This window comes from Pseudoalteromonas sp. PAST1 (assembly GCF_021532515.1).
Classification (GTDB): Bacteria; Pseudomonadota; Gammaproteobacteria; order Enterobacterales; family Alteromonadaceae; genus Pseudoalteromonas; species Pseudoalteromonas simplex.
This window is the reverse complement of the sequence record NZ_JAKGBH010000011.1, coordinates 106797-123263: the sequence shown is the minus strand read 5'-3', so window position 1 is coordinate 123263 and position 16467 is coordinate 106797. Positions and strand designations below refer to the sequence as shown.

The 16467-nt window shown below is 39.7% G+C and carries 13 protein-coding genes and 1 pseudogene; 3 read left to right on the top strand and 11 right to left on the bottom strand.

From position 1 onward, the window contains the following. Positions 1 to 124: 124 nt before the first annotated feature. Positions 125 to 1117, bottom strand: a pseudogene (locus L1272_RS07700) (sterol desaturase family protein); the annotation flags it as partial. Positions 1118 to 1528: 411 nt separating this feature from the next. Between L1272_RS07700 and L1272_RS07695 the strand changes: the two are divergent. Beyond that, positions 1529 to 2038 (top strand): type VI secretion system amidase effector protein Tae4, encoded by a 510-nt coding sequence (locus L1272_RS07695; protein WP_138615879.1) that lies wholly within the window; start codon positions 1529 to 1531, stop codon positions 2036 to 2038. A 336-nt stretch (positions 2039 to 2374) separates the two neighbouring features. Here L1272_RS07695 and gap read toward each other — a convergent pair whose 3' ends face one another. The 5 genes from gap to glk form a co-directional block, all read right to left on the bottom strand. Continuing rightward, positions 2375 to 3379, bottom strand: coding sequence for a type I glyceraldehyde-3-phosphate dehydrogenase (gap, locus tag L1272_RS07690; protein ID WP_235373127.1), 1005 nt, complete (start codon positions 3377 to 3379; stop codon positions 2375 to 2377). 18 nt (positions 3380 to 3397) lie between these two features. Further along, positions 3398 to 4018, bottom strand: a complete 621-nt coding sequence (gene eda / locus L1272_RS07685; RefSeq protein WP_235373126.1) for a bifunctional 4-hydroxy-2-oxoglutarate aldolase/2-dehydro-3-deoxy-phosphogluconate aldolase — start codon at positions 4016 to 4018, stop codon at positions 3398 to 3400. 34 nt (positions 4019 to 4052) lie between these two features. Continuing rightward, on the bottom strand, positions 4053 to 5903 hold the full coding sequence (edd, locus tag L1272_RS07680; protein ID WP_054561636.1) for a phosphogluconate dehydratase: 1851 nt from the start codon (positions 5901 to 5903) through the stop codon (positions 4053 to 4055). A gap of 432 nt (positions 5904 to 6335) precedes the next feature. Then, the gene (locus tag L1272_RS07675; RefSeq protein WP_054551441.1) at positions 6336 to 7349 is read right to left on the bottom strand and encodes a LacI family DNA-binding transcriptional regulator; all 1014 of its coding nucleotides are present in this window, start codon (positions 7347 to 7349) and stop codon (positions 6336 to 6338) included. 22 nt (positions 7350 to 7371) lie between these two features. Further along, positions 7372 to 8370 (bottom strand): glucokinase, encoded by a 999-nt coding sequence (glk, locus tag L1272_RS07670; protein WP_235373125.1) that lies wholly within the window; start codon positions 8368 to 8370, stop codon positions 7372 to 7374. A 415-nt stretch (positions 8371 to 8785) separates the two neighbouring features. On the opposite strand from glk, the gene L1272_RS07665 reads away from it, so the two are divergent. Both L1272_RS07665 and L1272_RS07660 read left to right on the top strand, forming a co-directional pair. After that, positions 8786 to 9805, top strand: a complete 1020-nt coding sequence (locus L1272_RS07665; RefSeq protein WP_138600573.1) for a LacI family DNA-binding transcriptional regulator — start codon at positions 8786 to 8788, stop codon at positions 9803 to 9805. A 193-nt stretch (positions 9806 to 9998) separates the two neighbouring features. Beyond that, positions 9999 to 12185: an OsmC domain/YcaO domain-containing protein gene (locus tag L1272_RS07660; RefSeq protein WP_235373124.1), complete on the top strand. Its 2187-nt coding sequence runs from the start codon at positions 9999 to 10001 to the stop codon at positions 12183 to 12185. 66 nt (positions 12186 to 12251) lie between these two features. Here L1272_RS07660 and L1272_RS07655 read toward each other — a convergent pair whose 3' ends face one another. The 5 genes from L1272_RS07655 to L1272_RS07635 form a co-directional block, all read right to left on the bottom strand. Continuing rightward, positions 12252 to 13172 (bottom strand): hypothetical protein, encoded by a 921-nt coding sequence (locus L1272_RS07655; protein ID WP_235373123.1) that lies wholly within the window; start codon positions 13170 to 13172, stop codon positions 12252 to 12254. A gap of 101 nt (positions 13173 to 13273) precedes the next feature. After that, a complete protein-coding gene (locus tag L1272_RS07650; RefSeq protein WP_235373122.1) occupies positions 13274 to 13855 on the bottom strand; it encodes a DUF1287 domain-containing protein in 582 nt (193 codons plus the stop codon). Positions 13856 to 13926: 71 nt separating this feature from the next. Further along, entirely contained in the window at positions 13927 to 14364 is a 438-nt protein-coding gene (locus L1272_RS07645) for a hypothetical protein (RefSeq protein ID WP_235373121.1), read from the bottom strand. A 95-nt stretch (positions 14365 to 14459) separates the two neighbouring features. Continuing rightward, a complete protein-coding gene (locus tag L1272_RS07640) occupies positions 14460 to 15296 on the bottom strand; it encodes a sialate O-acetylesterase (RefSeq protein WP_235373120.1) in 837 nt (278 codons plus the stop codon). 207 nt (positions 15297 to 15503) lie between these two features. Continuing rightward, entirely contained in the window at positions 15504 to 16442 is a 939-nt protein-coding gene (locus tag L1272_RS07635; RefSeq protein ID WP_235373119.1) for an alpha/beta hydrolase, read from the bottom strand. Positions 16443 to 16467 lie beyond the last annotated feature (25 nt).

Below are 16467 nucleotides of genomic sequence, written 5' to 3'. Positions count from 1 at the left end.
ATCTACTCATGTTTTTTCCTTATATGACTTCGCTAAAAATCAAGTAAGGAATTAACATGAGTATTTTTTCAGGCAAAGCCTAAATGATGATAACCACCTACTGAAGTAGGTGGTTTAGGGCCGAAAAAGAAAAATGCGCAGCATAGTTACGGTCAATGGCCGCTTTATCAGATGAATGATGCCAATGATGAAACTGAGGCGTAACGAGCACGTACTTTAACCATCCAAATTTTACCCTAACATTAGCGTGGTTGAACACAGCCTGAAAGCCAACAATAATGACATAGAGGCTAATGACATCCGATGGAAAGCCGAGCACAAAAATTGGCGTAAGCACTAAGCTGCGCGTCACGAGTATTTCTAAAATATGTTGACGAGAGCCAGCAAGCCAATCCATCTCTTTTGCACTGTGATGCACGGCATGAAAACGCCAAAGCAGGGGCACTTCGTGATAAGCCCTATGCACAAAGTACTGCATTAAATCAGCAACTAAAATGATTAAAAATAATTGGAGTAAAAATGGCAGTTGAATAATAAAGCCTTGCACTGTATCAGACACAGCCCAGCCAAAAGCATGATGCACGAACTGATTGGTTGCCAGCAACACAAAACCAATAATTAAGTGATTAACAAAGAAATGATTTAAATCACCCTGCCACTCAGTACGGAGAATTTTTTGTTCTTTACGGTGCGGCAGCAGCTTCTCAATCAGAATAAAAATCAGTGTGGAGCCAAGTAAGTCAAGAATGAACCAATCCAGCCCCAAGTACGGCGTATTATCTTTAAAGTCGCCCACTTCAACATTCGGCCCACCAAATGCAATTGCCACAACTATAAATACCCAAGCCGTTGCACCCAGCCGTTTATTAGTATTACGAACAAAATTCAAAAGCCCTAAACTGCCCGAAATAATTAATGCCACAAACATTAGCTGACGTAAAAACTCAACACTGTAGTTTTGCCTGAGCTCTGGGGTCGTTAAGTACTCTGGAAAATGAAAAGCTAATACCCCTAAACAGGATAATACCGCTAAGAAGCAAGCAATATAACCACTGATATTGCCCTCACCCACTTGAAACTGCTCAGCTCTAAATAGCCGATGATAAAGACGTGTCATGATATAAAATCCATTTATCAATTTTTTGCAGCATAACACAGAAGAATTTAGGAACAAATATTGTAAAGTAAGACATTATAAAGCAGCGTGAATGTTTGCTAACAAGTATCGATAGAATCAAATGTAAGTAGCCAAATAAAATACAAACGAATCCTCATTGACTTTAAATGAGGAACAAATTAACCTGCACAAGTAAATAATTTTTAAAGGAATAAAAATGTCTACTTTCTTAAAAGATAACCTATCTTGCGATTTACCAAACAATTCGGCTGATTAACTTAGAGTTTTAGCAGCAATTATTGAAGTACCATACTCGATAGTAATTAATTACAAAAAATGAACTTTAGTCGATTTTGTTCAAACCTTTGAAGATATTTACAATCAAGACCATCTCTATTATAAGGATATAAAATGTTACAATTTAATGATTTATGGGAAAACTTTCCTGAAAAAGAACTGATCAGAGCAAGATGTCAAAATAAGCAAACTAATAGCTCTTCCCCATTTGGAAACTATTGCGCTATTAACTTAAGTGACGCATTAATTAAATCTGGCGTATCAACTGCAGGAGCTAAAGTTAAGAAATGCTGGGGACACGCGGGCATGAAACATATTCTTTTAGCAGAAGAAATGGCCAGTTGGCTTAAAACTTCAAACTTTAGTTGGTTAGGTGATCTACAAAAAATTAATCCAAAAACTTTCCAAGATGACCTAGATGGTAAAACTGGAATTATATTTTTTAAAGATTATTGGCAACGAGGCAGTGAGTCTGTTACTAACCGTAGTGGAGACCACATCGATCTTTGGAATGAAGATCAAATTACTAGTGGTGGTATGCTGACAAGATCAATATATGAATTCTTTGGTGTAGTATCAGATCTTAACAACAGCAAAGATATTTGGTTTTGGGAGATTAAATAACTATGTCAAAGGCTAAGTCATATATTTTGAATATAAGTCTTATTTTAGTTAGCGCATTCGCGAATTTCATGTTGTTTTTAGAAGCTTATAAGAAACTCTCTATTCCATTTATGAATGAAGAACAAAGAGTAGAAAATGCTCCTTTGCTTTTTATTTATGTACTTCCTTCATTTATATTTCTTTCAGTTATAATTTTTTTCCTATATAAAAAGTTACTCAATAAACAGAAAAATAACGCATAAAAATGAAGCTGACATTTAAGGCGTATTTTTTAAAACCAAAAAAGCCACGATAAACGTGGCTTTGTTGGATAAAGCTTAAACTTTTACTGTTCTATTATAAGAACTGACCTAGCGCTTTAACTTGGTCTAACATGCGGTTTGAGAAACCCCACTCGTTGTCGTACCAAGCCATCACTTTAACAAGCTTACCATCTACTTTAGTTTGGGTAGAATCGAAGATTGAAGACGCAGGATTGTGGTTAAAGTCGATAGAAACAAGCGGTAGTTCGTTATACTCAAGAATACCTTGCATTGCACCTTCTGATGCTGCTTTAACGACTTCGTTGATTTCTGCTGCAGTTGTTTCACGCTTAGCAACAAACGTTAAGTCTACTAAAGAAACGTTGATTGTTGGTACACGTACTGCCATGCCGTCAAGTTTACCCGCAAGTTCAGGAAGTACTAAACCAACTGCTTTAGCTGCACCTGTTTTAGTTGGGATCATTGACTGAGTTGCGCTACGTGCACGGTATAAGTCTGGGTGATAAACGTCAGATAAGTTTTGATCGTTTGTGTAAGCATGAATTGTTGTCATGCTACCTTGCTCGATACCTACTGTGTCGTTGATTGCTTTTGCAATTGGCGCTAAACAGTTTGTTGTACACGATGCGTTTGAAATGATGTTGCTGCCAGCGTTTAATACTTCGCTATTAACACCGTGAACAACTGTTGCATCCATGTCAGTACCAGGCGCAGAAACAATAACTTTTTTAGCACCCGCTTCAATGTGTTTAGCCGCTGCATCACGTGACGTGAATAAACCAGTACATTCTAAAACGATATCTACGTTTAGTGCTTTCCAAGGTAAGTTTGCAGGATCACGCTCTTGCGTAAGGGTAATTTCGTCATTACCAATTAGCATGGTGTTTTCAGCAAGTGTTACTTTTTGAGAAAATTGACCGTGTACTGAGTCAAATTGAGTTAAATGCGCGTTAACATTTGCTGGTGCTAAATCGTTGATTGCAACGATTTTGATTTCGTTGTTTTGAGCTGACTCATAAAGGGCACGTAATACGTTACGACCGATACGTCCATAGCCATTAATTGCAACATTAATCATTCTAATATCTCCCGTTAATTATTTTACTTCACTTGCTTGGCGAGCAAGCGCTTCAATGGCTTGCCAGTCTTTGTTTTCAATAAGTTGTTTATCTAGCATCCAAGTACCACCTACACAGATTACATTTTTAAGTGCTAGGTAATTAGGTGCTGTTTCAAGGCTAATACCGCCTGTAGGGCAAAATGTTACTTGTGGTAAAGGACCACCAATTGATTTAAGCATTGCTGTGCCACCCGCTGCTTCTGCAGGGAAGAACTTTAAGAACTTAAAGCCATGGCTTGCTAATTTCATTACTTCACTTGGTGTTGCTGCACCTGGTAAAAATGGAATATCAGTGTCTTTAGCCAGAGCTAATAATTCGTCGTTTACACCTGGGCTAACCATGAAGTCAGCACCGGCTTCAACAGATGCATTAAATGTCGCTTTATCAACCACGGTGCCTGTGCCAACGTATGCTCCTGGTACGGCTTCTTTCATTAGCTTTACAGCTTCTGCCGCAATCGGCGTACGTAAAGTAATTTCTAGTGCTTTTAAGCCACCGTTATAAAGCGCACGTGCAAGGGGTGCTGCATCTTCAAGTTTTTCGATAACAACAACCGGTACCACAGGTGCCGATGATAAAATTTTCTCAATGCTCATTGTTTGTTCCTCATAGCCCAGTAACGGCGTATTATTATTCTAAACCAAAGGCACTTGCGCCAAGGTCTGCACTACTTACTATATTTCTGAAACCTGCGAATAACTCTCGGCCTGTACCATATGTTTGGCTTGGTTGGCTAAGTTGTAATTCACGTTTTGCTAATTCTTCATCGCTTACGTGTACTTTCAATACACCCGCTGGTGCATCAAGCGTCACTAAGTCACCTTCGTGAATTTTTGCGATTACACCACCTTCAACCGCTTCTGGTGCTAAGTGGATTGCAGCAGGGACTTTACCTGATGCACCCGACATACGACCGTCTGTCACAATCGCCACTTTGTAGCCTTGGTCTTGTAGTGTTGCCATTACTGGCGTTAATTTGTGAAGCTCAGGCATGCCTTTCGCCTTCGGACCTTGCTCTTTAATTACAGCAATAAAGTCTGTATTTAACTCACCGCGGCTATACGCTTCTTGTAACTCACCTTGTGAGCTAAATACTTTAGCTGGTGCAGAAACAACTTGGTGAGATTCAGCCACTGCAGAAACTTTAATAACGGCTTTGCCAAGGTTACCTGTAAGAAGCTGTAAACCACCCTGCTTGCTAAACGGGTTATCAATCGGACGTAATACTTCTTCATCATGTGACTTTTCAGGACACGCTACCCATTTAACTTTGCTTGGGCCTGTGCTGTTAGTCATGATCACTGATGAATCTTTATCTAGCATTGGCTCTGTGGTGTATGCCTCAAGGCCATCACCCACAATCGTTTTCACGTCGTTATGTAAGTAACCTTTGCTCAGTAGTTGCTTCATTAAAAAGCCCATACCGCCGGCGGCTTGGAAGTGGTTCACATCTGCTGAGCCGTTCGGGTAAATACGTGTAAGAAGTGGCACAACTTCTGATAAGTCAGCCATGTCTTTCCAAGTAAGGATTACACCCGCTGCTTTCGCGATTGCTACTAGGTGGATTGCGTGGTTTGTTGAGCCGCCTGTTGATAACAAGCCAACTAAACCATTAATAATTGTTTTTTCACTCACTACGTCAGCAAGGCAGTTAGCATCTTTTGTTTCGATTAACTGCTTTAACATGGTTTCGACAGCATGACCTGTTAAACCATCACGAAGTTCTGTGTAAGGGTTAATGAAAGAGCTACCTGGTAAATGTAGACCCATGATTTCCATTAACATTTGATTCGAGTTAGCGGTACCGTAGAAAGTACACGTACCCGCACTGTGATACGATGCGCTTTCAGCTTCTAACAGCTCTTCGCGACTTACTAAGCCTTGTGCAAATTTTTGACGAACACGGGCTTTTTCTTTATTCGGGATACCCGATTGCATTGGACCTGCTGGTAAGAAATACGTTGGTAAATGACCAAATGATAAGGCACCAATTAAAAGTCCAGGGACAATCTTGTCACACACACCTAAACAGAAAACACCGTCGAACACGTCATGCGATAAAGAAACCGCTGTAGACATTGCAATCACATCACGTGAGAACAATGATAGTTCCATACCATCACGGCCTTGAGTAACACCGTCGCACATAGCAGGTACGCCGCCAGCAACTTGTGCTGTAGCATCGAACTTAGTGGCAAGGCTTTTGATGATTTCCGGATAATCTTTGTAAGGAACATGCGCTGAAAGCATGTCGTTATAAGCGTTGATGATAGCTAGGTTTGGTTGCTCGTCTGCTTTTAAGCGAGCTTTGTCATCGCTGCTACAAGCAGCCATAACGTGTGCAATATTACCACAGCCTAAACCTGCACGAACTCTTGTTTGTTTTTTTGCGTGCGCGATTCGCTCTAAATAAGCTTGGCGGGTCTCTTTACTGCGTTCGATAACGCGTTCGGTGACTTCTTGGATACGAGGATGCAACATATAAATTCGACTCATCTCTATAGTTAGAGGATAAAGGCTCAGTAACAATTACAGACTCCACGAAAATAATTGTACTGAGCAACTTTGATTTACCCGTTCAAAGGTACGCTGACAGGCTGTCTCTCACAACCAACCTGACACCGGTGTCACTGTATTAACTCATGACTGTGACACCGGTGTCAACCTTATCTGTTAAATTTAGTTTAATTTTTTTAAATGACCAAACAATGAACAATTTTATTTTAGTAGAATATGAGTAGAATTCATGTGGAGTACCACTATCAAAGGCCTATAGACAAGACAAGCTTTGAGGTTGGTTTTAATTAAAAACAGTAACTTATAGCGTTATCATGAAAATTTTTAGCCTGAAATAAAAAAGCCCGAGAACGCGTCACTCATTCTCGGGCTACTGTGAAAAAAACAAGATGAAATTTATTTAATTGCTGCTGTCGACTCACGCGTAATGAGTTTTGCTTCAAGGGTTACTTGATAAGGCGACTCTTGTGGATCACCAATATGAGTGATCAATTGCTTAACTGCTTGCTGAGTCATCTCTTCAACCGGTTGTGCAATGGTCGTTAACCCTGGCCAAATATGACGTGCAATTGGTGCGTTATCAAACCCTGCAATAGAGATATCATCAGGCACTCTTAACTGCATTTGCGTAGCAAGTTTTAGTACTGCCGCTGCCATGTAATCATTTGAAGCAAAAACTGCTGTTGGGCGAGGGTTTAAATCTAAAATTGTACGGGCACTATCAACACCAGAGTGATAACTGAAGTTACCTTCTTCAACTAAGCGTTCATCAAACTCAATACCATTTGAGGCAAGTGCTCTTCGATAACCTTTAAAACGCTGCTCTGTGGCACTGTGATCAGGGTGACCTTTAATGAAGGCGATTTCTTTATGACCCAGCTTAATAAGATGCTCTGTTATTTCAAAAGCCCCTTGTTCGTCATTACTTCTTACCGAAATAGAGTCGTCTTCAAGTACCGCAGAGGCGACACGAGCATACGGGATCTTCTTCGACTTTAAAAAGCTTACAAGTTCAGGAAAATCTGAAAATGGCGGGGTCAATACAATACCGTCTAAACGAGAAGTTTGAATTAATTGCTCAATGTTACTAATTAATTCATCACCGCGTAATTCGCAAGGATGGATCAATAAGTTGTAGTTAAGTTCATGGCACGCCGCTAAGGCACCAGTTTGCACCCGGGTAATATAGCTTTTACTCGGATTATCGTACAAGCAACCAATAATAAAACTACGGTTTTGTGCTAAACCTCTAGCGATTGGGTTTGGCGTGTAATCGAGCTCTTTAAATACTTTAAGTACTTTTTCGCGCGTTGCATCACTCACGTTTGGCTCATTGTTAAGCACGCGAGATACTGTTTTTTTCGATACACCGGCATAGCTGGCGACACTGTTGATGGTTACTTTCTTCATCCGCTCTACATCCAACTGCTAATTACGCGTTACTTTTAACATGTATACACGCAGCAGCACCAATGAATGGAATGTTGTCTTGTGTTACAAGCGTAACAGGGATCTGTGAAGTATATTGCGACATAATGCCTTTGTCTGCAAAACGTTCAACAAATCGACTAGATAATAAACGTTGTTGCATACGAGGTAAAATACCACCACCAATAAATACGCCACCTAACGCACCAAATGTCAGGGCTAAGTCCCCTGCTACACTACCAATCCAATCACAAAATTGATTGAGTGTTGCATCACAGACTTCGCATTGACCAGTGGTTGCAAGCTCGCTAATTTGTGCTGCATCTAAATTCTTCGCTTCAACGCCTTTTACCGCTGCCATAGCGCCATATAAATGAGAAATACCAGGGCCTGAGAACACAGTCTCCACAGAAACATGATTTAATTGCTTTTTAAGCTCAGTAATTAGCCTACGGTCTAAGTCTGTGACAGCTGCAAGGGTAATGTGCCCTGCTTCACAGCTAAGAACAGCACTGCCTTGTGATGTGCGAACTAAACATGCAGCACCAAAACCTGTACCAGGCCCCATAACTGCGATATTCGCATTTTCATCCGCCTGACCTGCTTTAACAGCCATATTTTGCGAATCATCTAAATAAGGTGCCGCATAAGCAAATGCTGCAAAGTCGTTGATTACTTCAAGTTGCTCAAATAAAAACTCAGCTTTTAAATCGGCAACGTTAAAGTGCCAGCCAAGGTTAGTTAAATGAACTTGACCTGCTTTAATCGGGCCAGCTACTGCTAAACATGCACGGCTTGGCTTTGGAAACGAAATTTGACTAAAGTACTGGTTAATCGCACTTTCTAAAGAGCCAAAATCTGCACTTGGAAAAGTTAAATTGTGCTCGATAACAAACTGGTTAGTTTGTGCATTAAAGTCAGTGATTAAAGCGAAACGAGCGTTAGTGCCGCCGATATCGGCAACAAGAATAGGAGCGAATTCTGTGGTTGTCTGTGTGTTCATGATGTTTTCTCTATTTGTCTAAGCTAGTTGCCGCTTATTGTTCTAGTTTTCAATGGCAAAGCCACTGTGTCTGCTAAACTTTGGGTCATTGCCTCAAAGAAGCTATCTTTTGTATTAAAAAAATGCTGCCCAAATGAATGGGCAGCCAAATACGTTTTGACAACAAAATGATAAAACAGTGACATTATGACACCGGTGTCAGATTTGGATCAATAAAAATTTTCATTATTTGTGCATGCATACGTATTTAATGAGAAAACATGCGTATTAAGTATCGAAAAGACATTTATATACGCATAAAAAATACCTAACTGTGTACAGAACAGCCACACTCTCGCGGCTTGTCACAAATAGCTTGAAAAAAATATTAAATAGCCGAAAATGGCAATTACTAGTTCTGTTATTTGGTAACCATATGAAAGGTAAGGCGACATCTTTTGACATTGCACATTATGCGGGTGTGTCGCAGTCAACCGTGTCTCGCGCGCTGCGAAATAGCCCTTTGGTCAACGAAGAAACCCGTCGACGTGTTCATGAGGTAGCAAAGCAGCTCAACTACAAAGTTGATAAAAATGCCAGTAACTTAAGAACACAGCAAAGTAGCACCCTCGCCCTGTTATTATTTGAAGATCCCACTTCGGATGAATCACAAATAAACCCTTTCTTTTTGGCGATGCTAGGTAGTATAACCAGAGCCTGTGCAAAAGAAGGCTACGACTTACTGGTATCGTTTCAGTCGAGCAGCTCTGATTGGCAAGCCGATTACGAAGACAGCCATCGTGCAGATGGCTTAATACTGCTTGGTTATGGTGATTACCTTGATTATCAACCTAAATTTAAAACCCTAATAGATCAGCACACTAAATTTGTCTGTTGGGGCGCAAGCGTCGATAACCGCCCAGATTTAACTGTGAGCTGTGATAACTACGGAGGTGGTAAATTAGCAGCAGAACATTTACTCGCAACAGGAAGAACCGATTGTGCATTTATTGGTGATGCATCTGAGCATAGTCCAGAATTTTTTGCTCGCTACCAAGGCTTTAAAGATGCATTTCTAGCCAAGGGCGTGAATTTAAACGAACGTAAGATGGCAAATGCTATTTCAACAGAAGAATCAGGCTATCACGCGACTCGTTCACTCTTAGCAAATAACATTCGTTTTAACTCATTATTTGCTGCCAGTGACCTTATTGCGATTGGAGCTATTCGCGCATTGAAAGAAGCAAAAATAAAGGTTCCTGATGATGTGCACGTTGTTGGCTTTGATAATATTGCGGTTGCCAGCTTTGTAAACCCACCACTTACCACTGTTCAGCAAGACACCACCCTCGCCGGACAAATGTTGGTCGATAACCTGCTCAAACTTATTCGTGGTGAAGATGTCGAGAATACCCTTTTACCACCTCGGTTAATTATTCGCGGTTCAAGTGTTTAATTTTTAGCGATAACAGCTTTGTTATCGCCTACTCCCTCCCTAACCAGACACTTATTGCATTAAAATCAGTTTTTTTTCGATTTACCCAAGACTATTACTTCGAAAAAGCAGATAATTACACCTATTATGTTGAAAATGCTTATCTGGCTAACAATGCTTTAGATAACAACGCGCACAAAGGTGGAATTTTTTAATGGAAATTAAAGTTAATTTTCTCGACAACCTCAGACTTGAAGCAAAGTTTGATGATTTCTCTGTCATTGCAGACCAACCTATTCGCTATAAGGGTGATGGCACTGCACCAAGTCCATTCGATTACTTCTTAGCATCTTCTGCATTGTGTGCGGCTTACTTTATTAAAGTGTATTGTAATTCACGTGATATCCCGACTGACGGTATTCGTGTTGCGCAAAACAATATCGTTGACCCAGAAGACCGCTATAACCAAATTTTCCAAATTCAGGTTGAGTTACCAGAAAGCCTTTCTGAGAAAGATCGCACAGGTATTTTACGCTCTGTCGAGCGCTGTACAGTTAAACGTGTTATTCAAACTGGCCCTGAATTTAAGATCGATACTGTTGAAAGCATCGAAGCCGACGCGCAAGCAATGTTGATGGCAAAACCCGGTGATGACAGTAATACCTTTATTTTAGGTAAAGATTTACCACTTGAAGAAACCATCGCAAATATGACGGCCATCCTTGAAGAGTTAGGGATGAAAATCGAGATTTCTTCATGGCGTAATATTGTGCCAAATGTATGGTCACTTCATATTCGGGATGCAGCTTCGCCTATGTGTTTTACCAATGGTAAAGGTGCAACGAAAGAAAGCGCGCTATGCTCAGCTTTAGGCGAATTTATTGAGCGCTTAAACTGTAACTTCTTCTATAACGACCAGTTCTTAGGTGAAGACATTGCTAATAGCGAGTTTGTTCATTACCCAAATGAAAAGTGGTTTGCTCTGACTGACGATGACTCTCTACCTGAGGGCATATTAGATGATTATACCCGTGAAATTTATAATCCAGATGGTGAGCTATGCGGCTCACACTTAATCGATACTAACTCTGGTAATAAAGAACGTGGTATATGCTCTATTCCTTATGTACGCCACTCTGACGGTGAAACGGTTTACTTCCCTTCAAACCTAATTGAAAACTTATTCTTAAGTAATGGTATGAGTGCTGGAAACAACTTTGCCGAAGCAAAAGTACAGTGTTTATCTGAAATTTTTGAGCGTGCAGTTAAGCGCCAAATCATTGAGCAAGAAATTGTTTTACCAGACGTACCAGAGGACGTTTTAAATAAATACCCAGGTATTGTTGCGGGTATTAATGGTCTTGAAGAACAAGGTTTCCCTGTTGTAGTAAAAGATGCCTCGCTAGGTGGTCAGTTCCCAGTGATGTGCGTAACACTTATGAACCCTAAAACAGGCGGTGTATTTGCTTCTTTTGGTGCGCACCCAAGCTTTGAAGTTGCGTTAGAGCGCAGCTTAACTGAGCTATTACAAGGTAGAAGCTTTGAAGGCTTAAACGATGTGCCTAAGCCGACGTTCAATAGCATGGCTGTGTCGGAGCCAGAAAACTTTGTAGAGCACTTTATTGATTCAACTGGCGTGATCTCATGGCGTTTCTTCAGCGCTAAACACGATTATGATTTTGTAGAGTGGGATTTCTCTGGTAGCAATGAGGAAGAAACTGAGAGCTTATTCGGTATATTAGAAAGTTTAGGTAAAGAAGCTTACATTGCTGAATTCTCAGATCTTGGTACCGCATGCCGCATTTTAGTGCCTGATTACTCAGAAGTGTATCCAGTGGAAGACTTGATTTGGGATAATACCAATAAAGCACTTAATTTCCGCGAAGATATCCTAAACCTGCATCGTTTATCAGAAGATCAACTTGCTGATTTAGTTGAGCGCTTAGAACAAAGTGAACTTGATAACTACATAGATATCATCACCTTAATCGGTATTGAGTTTGATGAAAACACAGTATGGGGTCAGTTAACGATTCTTGAGCTGAAGCTACTTATTTACCTAGCTCTTGGTGACTTAGAAGCAGCAATGGAGCTTGTTGAAGCATTCTTACAGTATAACGATAATACCATTGTTGAACGCGGCCTATTCTACCAAGCAATGCATGCAACGTTAGAAGTCGCACTCAGCGATGACCTAGAGATTGAAGATTACATTCATAGCTTCACCCGTATGTTTGGACAAGATACGATGGATGCTGTCGTTGGTTCAATTAACGGCGATGTAATGTTCTATGGTTTAACAGAAACCAGCATGAAGCTTGAGGGTTTAGACAGACACCTTCGTTTAATCGAAAGTTACAAAAAACTACACACTGCCCGCGCTAAAAAAGCAGGGCTGTAACCAAGAAATATCAAAGCCGCATGTTTTCGTAACCTGCGGCTTTTCTGCTTTATTTAAAACCGTTACTTAACGAAAACGCACACCTGTAATGTCGTATTCAGCAATAAAGCGGCCACCATATGTATCTACAAACATAAACTCCATCTCTATTTTTTCTCGTCGGCCTTTGTGCTCAAGCAATTCAACAATAAAGTGTTTATTTGAATTAAGATCATAAGAGCGACCTTGTGTTTCTCGGGTAACACTAAACTTTGTAGGGTTACCTATGCTATCAAAATATTCAAACAGCACGTTTAAACCGCGCGCATAAATTCCCGAGTCTCGCTCTGAGGAATTTGGTCTTTGCTGAGCCAACAACCAGGTTTTGTCCTTTTGATTTACAGCTTTAATAAACTCACTCATCAATTGTTGGTGTTCAACAAGAGGCGGCAGCTTTATTTCTTTTAGTGACTCTGTGAGTTTATCGCCCGCTCCCCCGGTTCTTGCTATGTAATTCTCAAAACCGGCGTCTATCGACATATAATTTAAATAGTCCGCAAGGCCATCATTGTAAACCTGTTCAAATGTGCCATATTCTTCCGAGAGAATATTTTCAAGACGATTATATAAAGAAAAAGCATGCGCTGAGTCTAATTTCTTCAGCTCAGAAGTGTCTACCAATTGACCAAAAAGTAGTGCATTTAAGTCAATTATATTTGTTTTATCATCAAACGTAATGATTTCCTTAGCCCATTCTTTATCTGCTGAGGCAATTTGCAAATAGTAACGTTGAAAAGGCGCACTATGCTCATCAGTGATGGTTATTTTTTTGGTCGAAAAGTCATAAATTTTGGCATTTTTTGTAGGTCCAGTCCTAACACTTACCTTTAAGTCTTTTGAGAGTTCGGTAAATTTATCTGACTTTTCGATCACAACTTCTTGAGCAGCAAAAATAGTCGTCGGAAGTAGCAACAAAATACTGGCAATGCATTTACTAACATTTTTCATATAAATCCCTTTAAGTTAAAAATCAGACCAAACCCAATAAAGGTACAGCAATGCCTTAAATGTATACTAAAGTGGTAACTAATTGAAGCTTAGTGTGAATGTTAGGGTTTATATCGGTAATGCCCTGTAATTTTGTAAGTGAATAACATATCTTCCATTTTAGGACCCCAGCCTATGTTATGAACAATCAGAGGTCTTAATTTATCTTTCGATAGTTCATCTGTAACGATACCTATATGAGGCCTATTATTAGGTAGAACCCAAGTCACAATATCACCTGCTTGATAGTCAGCAGCTGTTTTACTAATAACATGACTTTCACCATGTCTTTCAAAAAACACTTGTAGGTTAGGTACCCTGCGATGGTCAATATTGGTATCTGGTTTGGTTAAGCCCCAAATTCGTTTTGAAGGATATAAGCTAAAGTTGTCGCGCATATCCTCATGTACAAGCGCTTGTAAATCAATTCCTAAAGCTCTGTAAGTACGAATAACCACGTCGGTACATACACCTATATTCTTAGGTACATCACCATTGGGATAGTCTATTTTTCGATAACTTCCGTTATAAACTACAAAGTGTTCAGTACGCTCTTTAGCAGCTTCAACAAGTTTAGATTGAAAGCTTTGTGCTTGAGAATTAAGAGCTAATAATAAAAGTAACATCCCGGCTGTTTTGATCATCTACAAACTCCATTTTAAATAATTATAAAAACTCGAATAGGCTGCTCTCTGCCCATTCTCTTTATTAAGTATTAATGCTGTTCAGTATTAGCGTATTCTGCTAAACGGTTTTCAACTTGTGAGCGCTCTTGCTCAGTGAGTTCGCCATAAAACTTGGGGTATGGCCAGCCATAACCCCAGCGAAAGCTGGTAGGTAAAAAAGGTGTCCCTCCCACTCTGACACCGGCAAGCATCAATACCGCAATTTCTTGCTCACCCACTTGTGCAACACACGCTTTTAAATCTATATCAGCTTGCTCACGTTGCTTGAAAGTACCGCCTTGCCAATAAGCGAGATCATGGGCAGTGCAGCAAGCTAACCATAAGTTTTTGTGTTCTATCGTTCCATCAGGAAAAGAGCTGCAACCATCTGTAGTGAAGGGTTTAAGTTCAGCTGCCTCAGCTTTAATTAAGCACACAGGTAAAGCAATGAGAATAAGTATAACAAGAATAAAATTTTGCTTATTCATGGTAAATTCCATTTTAAATTTGGCCCTATTATAAACAAAAAACCGCCGAGGTTAATTCGGCGGTTTAATTATTTAATTAGATATTTAAAAGAAACTTACTTAGCTAATGTTTCGGCTGCTTTCTCTGCAAAAAGGTTACCTAGTTTTATATAGTAATTACTTTTATAGTGCCATTTATCTTCAATGAATTCGACCGGCTCATCAAAGGCGACTAAATGAGCGTTAGCATTTGAGTAAACATACTTTTTCTGAGCATCCCATACTCTCTCTATATATGGCATCATGCGTGTTTCAGGTGTTTTACCAGAGTCTTCGATTCTGCCAAGAATGATTGGTAACTCTCTATTGCCAAAAGTCATCTTCATATCATTCATCAGGCTTGTTAAATTAGCTAAATAAACCTTAGATGCTTGCTCATGATAGGCATCTGCCTCACCCTGCATCCAAATTATCCCTGCTGGGACTAAAGTATCGGCTTCACCATCACCATCTATATCATTGTTCGCTAACGCAGCTCTTACGGTAGTTTGAAAGTTATCCCATTGGTTGATCTTAGTGTTGTCAGCATAGTTCTGCCCCCACGTACCAAAGCCAGATGCCCCAAGTGCAATAGATGAGCCACCCCGCGCATATTTAATAATGGCTATTTTTTTACCCGTTAGCTCAGATAAGCGTTTACCAAAACTCAATTCAGGACCAAACCTGTCAGATAAAATAATTGAATGCTCTGTCGATCTTGCCCCTGTTCCAAAACCAGGCATTAAATTAGTCCAAACACCTTTGCCACCATTTAATGCATCATCAGCAACAGGGTTACCAAAAAAGAATAAGGTATTTTCAACTGGCTTTTTATACTGTGCAGGTAAGTCTTTATTAAAGCCAAAACCTTCCATATTTGATTGCCCCCCCCATAAAGTAAAGCAAATAGTCATCCGCTTTACTTTGCGTGCTTATTGCTAACAAACCACATAAGGCTAGTTTTTTTAACATTATTTTTCCTTTTACCAAAAGCCATGCCCAATAAATATTGGGTATGTAATTAAGTTTTTACTTCATAGTTATAGCTTCGTGCTATAAATACCTTTAATACAGGCATTTAGCCTAGCAGAAGCAGTTCGATTCTTTTAATCAATCAATTATTACAGTGCTTGCGAGTTTGCTCTGAACATAAACTCAAGTGGGATTTGCAATCGCTTAGCCCAATCAACTTCTGCATGCGTCGCACCTGGGAAATATTGACTCTGCCATAACGAAGCTGGATAACCGTGTTGCATAAATACATTATCAATTTGTTTTTGAAGATCAGGATACATGGAGTCTAATGTGCCATCTCCATAATCGAAGTAAACTTTTTGTGTTGTTAGTTTGCCAATATTGTCAGAAATATACTGCTTGAAAGCAGTAAATACTTGTTTGTCATAAGTAAAAATCCCTGGCCAATGCGTAGACATACAAATTGCGCCGGCAAACTCATTTGGATATTGAAGTAATGTATACCAAGAAATAAGCCCTCCCATGCTTGATCCTGCGATATACCGATGTTCAAAACCTTTATTTACTGAATAGTTATCCTCAATAAAGGGAATGACTTCTTCAACAACAAAGCGAGCATAGTTGTCTGAATAAACCTTAGAGTAAAACAGCTTTTGCCCTGGATACCTCTCTAACTCAAATAAATCTGCTTGTTTTTGCTTTGCTAAACTTTCAAATACTTTTTGCGGAAAATACTCGCTATGACGATTTTCTACCGCATTTGGAATGCCAACAACAATAAATGGCTTAACTTTACCGCTTTGAATTAACTTCGCGGCAACTTCATCAACTTGCCATTCTTGTTTATTCCATGTTGTTTTGGCATCAAACAACATTCGACCATCATGCATATATAAAACATCATACTTACGCGTGTTGTTATAACCTGGTGGTAACCAGATATTTAAAAAGCGGCTCTCAACGTACTTTGAACTAAAGTTTTCTTTAACATCAAGATGCCCTTTTGACACCTCAGGGATTATCACATTTGCAAAAGTGACACCTGTAAATAGCATCAAGGTTAAACAAATTAATTTCTTAAACATAATGTCTACTCAAATTTAAACTAAA